Here is an 8,616-nt window from a genome sequence, read left to right on the forward strand (position 1 = left end):
GGGGAGTTCCAAATAGGTCAGACGGCCACGAATTCTGGCTGCGCTTCCAGCAACTCGTCGTACGACTCGGGGATGCGGTGATGCCCGGACAGCAGCGACGAGAGTAGCTGAAATCGGAGGGTGCGAAGATCATTGAGCTTGCTGTGCAAACATTTTTGGACTCCATGGAATGCCTCACACAGCTCGACGAATGCGATCTGGTTTCCTTCATCAAGCTGCGGCAGCTCAAGATTCTTCAGCCATCCGATCGCGATATTGCCTAGCCCCGTCGACCCGCTGGCTGCATTGGACATTCTCTCCTGCATGTTGGGTGCACGCAGTGCCCAGTACAAATAAGAAGACATCGACGGGTCGAGCGGTTCGACGGCAATCTGAAAGGCAGAAACAGCGTGTCCCACGGTCTCAGCCACTGACCGATATACGTTGCCGATCCGTGCTCGGTTTCCATTCGTCCTGATGATGACAAGGGAATTTTCGCTGAGGCGCATCACTGAATCAGGAAGGCCCGAAACGAAACGCCTGTCCGATAGGTCAAGCCGCCCATCCGCCTTGGTATTGGTGATACTCAGAACCGGTACGGCGCCTTCAACCGGCGATTCACTCTCTTGCTTCGAGTTCCACGACGGACCAGAGCGCATGGCAGCAAGCTCGCCGAGCGGAGTTGTTCTGGGAGAGTGCAGCCGATCAAGAAACGCATTCAGCGAGTTATCAGTTGCACGCAGTGTTTGAGATGCTTCGTCGATAGCGCCGTCAACAGCGCCTATCAGGTCAACGATTCGCTTCTGCTCAGGCAGGGGCGGAAACCAAACTAGCATGCTACTGATTGAAGCCGGGCTGAGCTCAGTCTGACTCGTCGATCCTGATGCTAGCGACTCGATTTCATCTTCGCGACCGCCCAGCACCACGCCTAAGAAGGAAGCATCGACGACAGTGGATGGACGAAGGATGGTGACGTGACTGTCTACAGTCGCCTCAATGTCTTGGTTCCATCGTGCTGTTCGTCCAAGAGTCCCTCGACCTGTTGAGTTGATTAAGATGTCACCCCGCTTGAGAATTCGATCCTCCTTCAGAGCGGGGACCCGCTTCGTGACACGCGCCAAACTAAGGTCGACTTTTCCGTCACGAATGCACTTTTGGTTCAGCACCACGATGGAGTCTGTATCCAAAGAGTCCACATACTTCGGAGTGATTCCGCGTCGCAGTACCTCGGATACTTCGCCGAGATTGTGCTTTGCCCATCCCTCATGCATCGAAACCAGCCGCCTTCAGTCGTTCGTTCAGCAGTTCCTCGGCAGCCTTCAACGATGCCTGTGACTCCTTCATCGCGGCAATCGCGGCGATAACGTCAACTTCTTCAGCGGCTTCCGCGCGTACATACCGTCCAACATTGAGGTCGTACCCGTTCTCCGCAATTTCCGACAGGGGCACCAGCCGCAGGTTCACACCACCCTCGCCATCCGGATCGATACCAGCCTTGTAGGCGGTATCGATGGCAACGATGTCGTCTTCAGACATGGTGTTGCGGTTCTTGCCCGGCTGGAATCGATCGGTCGCGTCAACAAACAGCACGTGCTTAGCACGTTCGGTGGACTTCTGGTTTCGGAAAATCAGGAGGCACACAGGGATGGAGGTGGAGTAGAACAGGTTGTTCGGCAGTGAGATTACTGCTTCGAGCAGGTCCTGCTCCAGAATGCACTTGCGGATCGCGGCTTCCTTGCCTCCCCGGAACAACACGCCGTGAGGCATGACGACGCCCACGCGCCCCGTGTCCTTCTTCATGGACGCGATCATGTGCTGAATCCATGCGAAGTCGCCGTTCTTTGCCGGGGGCACTCCGCAGAAAGACCGCTTGTACGGATCATTGTGCCACGCCTCTGCGCCCCAGTTCTGGAGCGAGAACGGCGGATTCGTAATCACCATGTCGAACTTCTGGAGCTGATCGCCGTCCAGCAGCTTCGGGTCACGGAAGGTGTCACCGCGCACGATCTTGAAGTCCTCAAGGTTGTGCAGGTACAGGTTCATCTTGGCAATCGCCGAGGTGGTCAGGTTGATCTCCTGCCCGTGTAGGCGCAAGGTGCGCGGGTCACCCCCGTGCTGGCGGACGGCGTTGACGGTCTCGACCAGCATTCCGCCCGAACCGCAGGCGGGGTCGACAATTGAGTCTCCGGGCTTGGGGTCGAGAATCTTCACCAGTAGGTGCACGACCTCGCGCGGGGTGAAGAATTCCCCCGCCTTCTTTCCGCTCGCGTCAGCGAACTCCCTCAGCAGGTATTCGTACGCAGCACCGAGCATGTCGCCGGGTACGCTCGCCCGGTTCAGGGTCAGCGGGTGGAAGACGTCCAGAAGGTTGTTGAGCGCGACCTCCGGCAGGCGGTCGGTGTTTGCCCAGTTCACGTCGCCGAAGATACCGGTCAGTGAATCAGGATTGGCGTTCTGAAGCCGAAGCAGCGCGTCGTTGAGCTTGACACCGACGAGAGTCGTCGTTTCGTGAACGTCCTTCCAATGGCATCCGTCCGGAATGACAAACGGGTGGTAGTCCTCATTCTCAATCTCGATGGTGAGATCGTCACCGTAATCCTCAAGAGCCCGCTCGTGCTCATAGTCCCATGAGTCGGAAATCCATTTGAAGAACAGAATGGGGAACACATAGGACTTGAAGTCCGCCGGATCGACAGGACCACGGAGGGAGTTCGCGGCCGCGAGCAACCGGTTCTCCAACTGCTGCTGGGTCAAATGAATTGCAATGCCGTTGGTGACAATCGTCATATGTGGTGCCGTGCTCCGTATGTAGGCCCGCCAGATTCTGCCTCTGATCCTATCCGGGGCGCACCTTCACCTTCGTCAAGGTGAAGGTCGAGTCATCAAACATCGCGTGGACTTGGCAGTAGATACCAAGATCGTGACTCACGAGAAAAGAGAGCACCCTGACCAGAAAGTGGTCTGGGGCAGCGACGTGATTCCTGATGTCCGCCGATCCGCCTTTGATCAACTGAGGTGGGGCTCTAAACCTCTTCCCGATCCCGCCGTGCAAGCACTCTGTCAGCATGCTCGGCCAGCGCGTCCCAGACTGGACGCTCCTGTGCCTCTGCCCGGTACCGGATGGCGCGGACGAGGTGTAGCGGGCTGGTGGTGTGCACGATGACCCGATGCAGTACGACCCCGCTGTCGCTGCCTGCTGCCCATCCCAGTACCTCGGTGCCGATGTCGCGACGCTCGGCAATGGCGAGCTGGACCTGCTTGTCGAGGTCGGGCTGGGCCATGAGGTGGGCGAGGAGGTCCGGGTCGAGGTCGGGGCGGGTGACGACGGTGACCTGTGCGACCCAATCTCCTGCCAGTGCGGCGTCGATGTAGGGCTGCATGTCCATGGCTAGACGGCCGCTGGTTGCTGCTTGAGGTGCCGGTAGACGGTGGCGCGACCGATCTCCAGCTCCTTAGCTATGGCCGTGGGCGACTTACCTTCGTCACGGAGCGAACTGATCCGCTGTGCGAGCTCCTCGGTGATCACGGCGGGGCGCCCTCCGAGCCGCCCCCTGTCGCGGGCTGCCTGAAGACCGGAGTTCGTGCGTTCCTTGATGAGGTCCCGTTCGAATTCGGCGAAGGCGCCCATGACGGAGAACATCATCTTGCCGCTGGCCGTGGTCGTGTCGATGCCGTCGGACAGGCTCTTGAAGCCGATGCCTTTGGCGCGCAGTTCGTCGATGATCTCCAGCAGATGCCGGAGGCTGCGGCCGAGTCGGTCGAGCTTCCAGACAACGAGCGTGTCGCCTTCGCGGAGGTAGTCCAAGCAAGCGTCGAGCTGGGGGCGGGAGGTGGTGGACCCGCTGATGACGTCGCTGAAAATCTTCCGGCAACCGGCAGTGGTGAGCGCGTCCGTCTGGAGGTCGAGGCGCTGATCCGTCTTGGTGCTCACCCTAGAGTAGCCAATCAAGGTGGTTGTCATGCCGGGAGCGTATCAGAACTCATAAAGAATTAGCTAATGAGACGGCGGGCTTCCGGGACGGGTTCTGAGACGCTGACAGTAATCCGGGAGCAGCGTCCCTATAACCGTCGTTTTTGAGACGCACGAATCAAAATCTCATCCCTGTTGCAAGAACCTCAAGGATCGGGAAGTGTGCCATGTCGATGCCTGTATCAAACTCGTGTCCGGGAATCCTTCCCCATGGAACTACGAGACAAGTTGCCGCTTTACGACAGCAAGCCCAGATCAGGCGTGCAGGGGCGGGTGCAGAAACAAGCTATCTCCCTTGGCAAACTCGTCAATACAGAGAAAAGCTTCGCCCAGATTGTTCAACGTGATCTCCAACCGCCAGCGCGCCACTTCTCCGCCACCGCTCTCCTCAAATGGTCGCAGTTCATCGGAGCGGTAGAGATCGCGCCACTCGTCGAACTCCATGCTGAAGAACTTGTCCTCTTCATCGTAGGTGACGCACTCTTCGTAATACTGGTCATATTCCGCGTCGTCGTACGTCTCTTGGTGAATGCCGACCTCTCCCCACGGAACCAGTGCCGGAAGTACATCCCGGTATGACCTCAACCCAAGAAGCACTGTCCATTCACCTAGATCGTGCGAGTCTTCGTTAGCATCGTTGACGGACCTAAGCATGATGGAGCCGCGTCCAGAGGTTTTGTTGATCGCTTCTTCCACGTCGAAGAGGATTCGTCGTCCCGCCCGCAGGAGTTCCATCCACGGCAGCGCGAGGCGAAGCTGCCGTAACCGGAGCATGTACGGATCACCCTCGGCCAGCCGGGCGAGGGTCTCCCTTGACTCCGGACCGACTACCTGCGCCTCTGGGACGAAGATGCGCCACTTGGGCTCTTCGACACCGTTCTTCTTCTTTCGCGGCTTTGTCTTGGAGAGAGTCTTCTGATTGACCGCTTGCCAGTACGCAGTGTTGGAATGCTTGTCGTAGAGCACCACGGCAACCGGAAGCGAGTGGTCAAGCCAGTAATTGACGTGCGACGCTTTGGGATAGAACCACCAACCGTCGGACTGCTTACGCTTCTTCCACTGATTCTTACTGCTCTTCAGTTGAAGGGCGAGGAGTTTGCCCGTCACGGTCTCGTCCTCAACGACTTCCATGTGAGCGTCGATGCCATAGTCATTGTCAGGCTGCTCCCGGAAAATCCAATCCAGTTCCCGCTCCATGACTAGCCCTACAGCATGGACGCCAGACCTGCCTGTTCCAGCCGATTCAAGCCGCTTTGGTTTAGCATGAGTGCTCGCAACTACCAGTGACTCGGGCACGTTCAACGAATCTCTGCTCCAATTCCGCTTCAAATTGTTCCGACCACTGTGGCCCGTTAAGTGAAACAGGCTCGGTGTAGCCCGAAGTCACGCTGGATTCTTACGGTACCCCAGACAGGACATGAACCACGTACGGATAAGATTCCCAGTCTTCTGCCTCCGCAATTCGGCCTTGGACGGCGCTTTCCGCCTGATCGTGACGAGGTAAGTAGTCGAGCGTCGGTCCAAACCGTCAGTGCTCTGATCGGACATGCTGCCTGTCTCAATGAGACGGTAAGGCAGATCGAGTCGTTGCGAGACCGATGGTTCCCGCAGTAACTCTCCCCACCACATCTGCTCCCGCGGCTGCGAACCAGCGGGTCGCTAATGGCTGCACCCATGAGCGATGACTGCGCCATGAGCAACCCCATCCGGGCAGCCCTTTCCAGCGCGTTTGCGCGGTACCGGTGGAAGCTCCGCCGGGGACGGGAGACTTGTTGATCCGGCCCACTCTTCTCCCGTCGACTGGCAAAAGTCGGGCTGGATAGGGGGAATCATAGGGGGAACAAACAAAGGGAAGTCGGGCCATTCACCCCGGCTTCCCTTTGTTTACTTGGAGCCCCCTGCCGGATTCGAACCGGCGACCCCCTGTTTACAAGACAGGTGCTCTGGCCAACTGAGCTAAGGAGGCGTGCCTGGAAACCAACGTTCCCGGCTACAAAAGCCTAACCGACGGCCGGCGGATCAGGAAAACATTTCCCGCTCCGCCGGCCGCCCCGCCGGGCGGCGCCCCGGCGTCCGCCGTCGTGCCGGCTGTCAGCCCTTGATCGCGGCGTCGGCGAAGGCCTTGAAGTCGGGCTGCTTGGCGCCGTCCCACAACTTGCCCTGGACGTAGACGGTGGGGGTGCCGCCCACCTGGTACTTGTTGAAGGTCTCGTTGGTGAACTTCGCCCACGGGCGGAACTTGCCGTCCTCAATGCAGGAGGACACGCCGGGCGCACCCGCGGATTCGGCGATCCTGGCCAGGGTGGCGTTGTCCAGGCCCGGGCCGCCCTCTTCCGGCTGCTGGGCGAACAGCTGGGTCAGGTAGGTGTTGAAGGCCTCGGGCTTCTCGTCTGCCACGCAGGCCATCGCGTTGGCCGCGCGGGAGGAGTAGTTGGTGGTGGAGACGCGGTCCAGGAAGGTGGCCAGGCGGTACTCCACGGTGGCCTTGCCGCTCTCTACCAGGCCGTTCAGGTACCCGGAGTACTGTGCCTCGAAGTCCTTGCAGATCGGGCAGCCCATGTCCGCGTACACCACGATCTGCGCCGGCTGGCCCTTGGCCGCGGCCTTGACGCCGGCCGGCACAATGCTGCCGTCCGAGCCGGTGGCGGCCGGGGCGGGGATCTTGCCCACATCCACGGTGTGGGCCTGGGTGTCCTGCAGGCCGTCCTTGGTCAGCACAAAGCCGCCGTTGACGTTGCCGTGCTGCGGAGCCGGTCCCGCGTCGGGGATGCTGCCGCGGTTGCCCGAGACGACAATCAGGGCCACGACGACGATGATGGCCACCACGGCACCCACAATGCCCCAGCGCAGCAGCAGGGAATTGCGCTTCTCCCGGCGCTGCTGCGCTTCGCGCATCTGCCGCGCCTTCTCGCGGGCGGCGGCGGTGCGCTCCGCTTTGGTGGCTCTGGGGGCGTTCTGTGCCATTGGTCCTCTTGTCTTTCGCTCTCGTGCCGGTCCGGCAGGGGCCGGACGTGACCAGTCTAGGTGAAGCGCCGGCCCCGGGCCGGTGCCGGTCCTGGCTCCAAGGGTTAAGAACGTCCCGGTCCCCCGCTTTGTTTCCCTTCCCGATAGAGTCGTAACAAGTCTTCAACAGCGTTCTGGAGGTTACGTGGGCGACGGCAACTATGGGAACTACGACTTCATTGTGGTCTCGAACCGCCTGCCGGTGGACCGGGTGGCCGACGGCGAGGGCTGGCGCCGCTCGCCCGGCGGGCTGGTGACGGCCCTGGCCCCGGTGATGAGCAGTTCGGAGGGTGCCTGGGTCGGCTGGCACGGGGCCCCGGACGAGACGGTGGAGCCGTTCGAGCACGAGGACACCTACCTGGTGCCGGTGCCGCTGAGCGAGGACGAGGTGGAACTCTACTACGAGGGTTTCTCCAATGCCACGCTGTGGCCGCTCTACCACGACGTGATTGCCCCGCCGGAGTTCCACCGTGCCTGGTGGGACGCCTACAAGGCGGTCAACCGGCGCTTCGCCGAGGCCACCGCCGACATTGCCGCGGAGGGGGCCACGGTGTGGGTGCAGGACTACCAGCTGCAGCTGGTGCCCCGCATGCTGCGGGACCTGCGCCCGGACCTGCGCATCGGCTTCTTCAACCACATTCCGTTTCCGCCGGTGGAAATCTTCGCCCAGCTGCCGTGGCGCCGCCAGGTGCTGGAGGGCCTGCTGGGCGCGGACCTGGTGGGCTTCCAGCGGGCCAGCGACACCAGCAACTTCCTGCGCGCCGTCCGCCGCTACACCGGGAGCATCATCAAGCAGCACTATGTCGAACTCCACGAGGAGGGCGGCCGGCGCGAATGCCACGCGGACACCTTCCCCATCTCCATCGACGTGGCCCGCCTCAACGAGCTGGCCCGCCGGCCGGACGTGATCGAACGCTCCCGCCAGATCCGCGAGGAAGTGGGCAACCGGACGATCCTGCTGGGCGTGGACCGGCTGGACTACACCAAGGGCATCGGCCACCGGATCAAGGCCTACGGCGAGCTCCTCGAGGACGGCAAGCTCCAGGTGGAGGACACGGTGCTGATCCAGGTGGCGAGCCCCAGCCGCGAGCGCGTGGAATCCTACCGCCTGCTGCGCGACGAGATCGAGGCCGCGGTCGGGCGCATCAACGGCACCTTCGACACCCTGGGCAAGACGGCCATCCGCTACCTGCACCACAGCTACCCCATCGAGGAAATGGTGGCGCTCTACCTGGCCGCCGACGTCATGCTGGTCACCGCGCTGCGCGACGGCATGAACCTGGTGGCCAAGGAATATGTGGCCGCGCGTACCGGGGCGGACGGGGCCCTGGTGCTGAGCGAATTCACCGGTGCCTCGGACCACCTGCGGCAGGCCATCCTGGTCAATCCGCACGATATCGACGGGCTCAAGGAGCGCATCCTGCAGGCCCTCAACCTGCCCAGGACGGAGGCCGGGCGCCGGATGCGCCTGATGCGCCGGCAGATCCTGCAGAACGACGTCGAGCACTGGTCCCAGTCCTTCCTGCGTGCGCTGGGGGCCGGGCGTGGCTGAGTCCCTGCCCGGTCCCGGCCTGCGCGCCGCGCTGGCGGAGCTGGCCCGCACCGAGCGGCTGCTGGTGGCGCTGGATTTCGACGGCGTGCTCGCGCCGATCGTGGAGCACGCC

7 protein-coding genes and 1 tRNA gene are annotated in these 8,616 nt (G+C 61.6%); 1 reads left to right on the forward strand and 7 read right to left on the reverse strand.

Going from position 1 to position 8,616, the window contains the following annotated elements; genetic code table 11:
- Positions 1-17 precede the first annotated feature (17 nt).
- From ACFQ36_RS07110 to ACFQ36_RS07140, 7 genes are all read right to left on the reverse strand, one after another.
- Positions 18-1,250 carry a restriction endonuclease subunit S gene (locus ACFQ36_RS07110; protein WP_377012029.1) on the reverse strand — a complete coding sequence of 411 codons (1,233 nt, stop codon included), beginning with the start codon at positions 1,248-1,250 and terminating at the stop codon, positions 18-20.
- Positions 1,243-2,766 carry an N-6 DNA methylase gene (locus tag ACFQ36_RS07115; RefSeq protein WP_377012031.1) on the reverse strand — a complete coding sequence of 508 codons (1,524 nt, stop codon included), beginning with the start codon at positions 2,764-2,766 and terminating at the stop codon, positions 1,243-1,245. Before ACFQ36_RS07115 ends, ACFQ36_RS07110 begins: the two co-directional genes overlap by 8 nt.
- A gap of 236 nt (positions 2,767-3,002) precedes the next feature.
- On the reverse strand, positions 3,003-3,359 hold the full coding sequence (locus tag ACFQ36_RS07120; RefSeq protein ID WP_377012033.1) for a hypothetical protein: 357 nt from the start codon (positions 3,357-3,359) through the stop codon (positions 3,003-3,005).
- Between the two features lie 8 nt (positions 3,360-3,367).
- Positions 3,368-3,928, reverse strand: coding sequence for a recombinase family protein (locus ACFQ36_RS07125; protein ID WP_377012035.1), 561 nt, complete (start codon positions 3,926-3,928; stop codon positions 3,368-3,370).
- 276 nt (positions 3,929-4,204) lie between these two features.
- Positions 4,205-5,245: a DUF4365 domain-containing protein gene (locus tag ACFQ36_RS07130; protein WP_377012037.1), complete on the reverse strand. Its 1,041-nt coding sequence runs from the start codon at positions 5,243-5,245 to the stop codon at positions 4,205-4,207.
- Between the two features lie 593 nt (positions 5,246-5,838).
- Positions 5,839-5,915, reverse strand: a tRNA-Thr gene (locus ACFQ36_RS07135).
- Positions 5,916-6,040: 125 nt separating this feature from the next.
- Complete coding sequence (locus ACFQ36_RS07140) at positions 6,041-6,913, reverse strand: DsbA family protein (protein ID WP_377012039.1); 873 nt, start codon at positions 6,911-6,913, stop codon at positions 6,041-6,043.
- A 184-nt stretch (positions 6,914-7,097) separates the two neighbouring features.
- Between ACFQ36_RS07140 and ACFQ36_RS07145 the strand changes: the two genes are divergently transcribed.
- Positions 7,098-8,504, forward strand: a complete 1,407-nt coding sequence (locus ACFQ36_RS07145) for a trehalose-6-phosphate synthase (RefSeq protein WP_377012041.1) — start codon at positions 7,098-7,100, stop codon at positions 8,502-8,504.
- The last annotated feature ends 112 nt before the right edge of the window (positions 8,505-8,616 follow it).

The sequence above is a fragment of the Arthrobacter sp. GCM10027362 genome, from assembly GCF_042679445.1.
Lineage (GTDB): Bacteria > Actinomycetota > Actinomycetes > Actinomycetales > Micrococcaceae > Crystallibacter.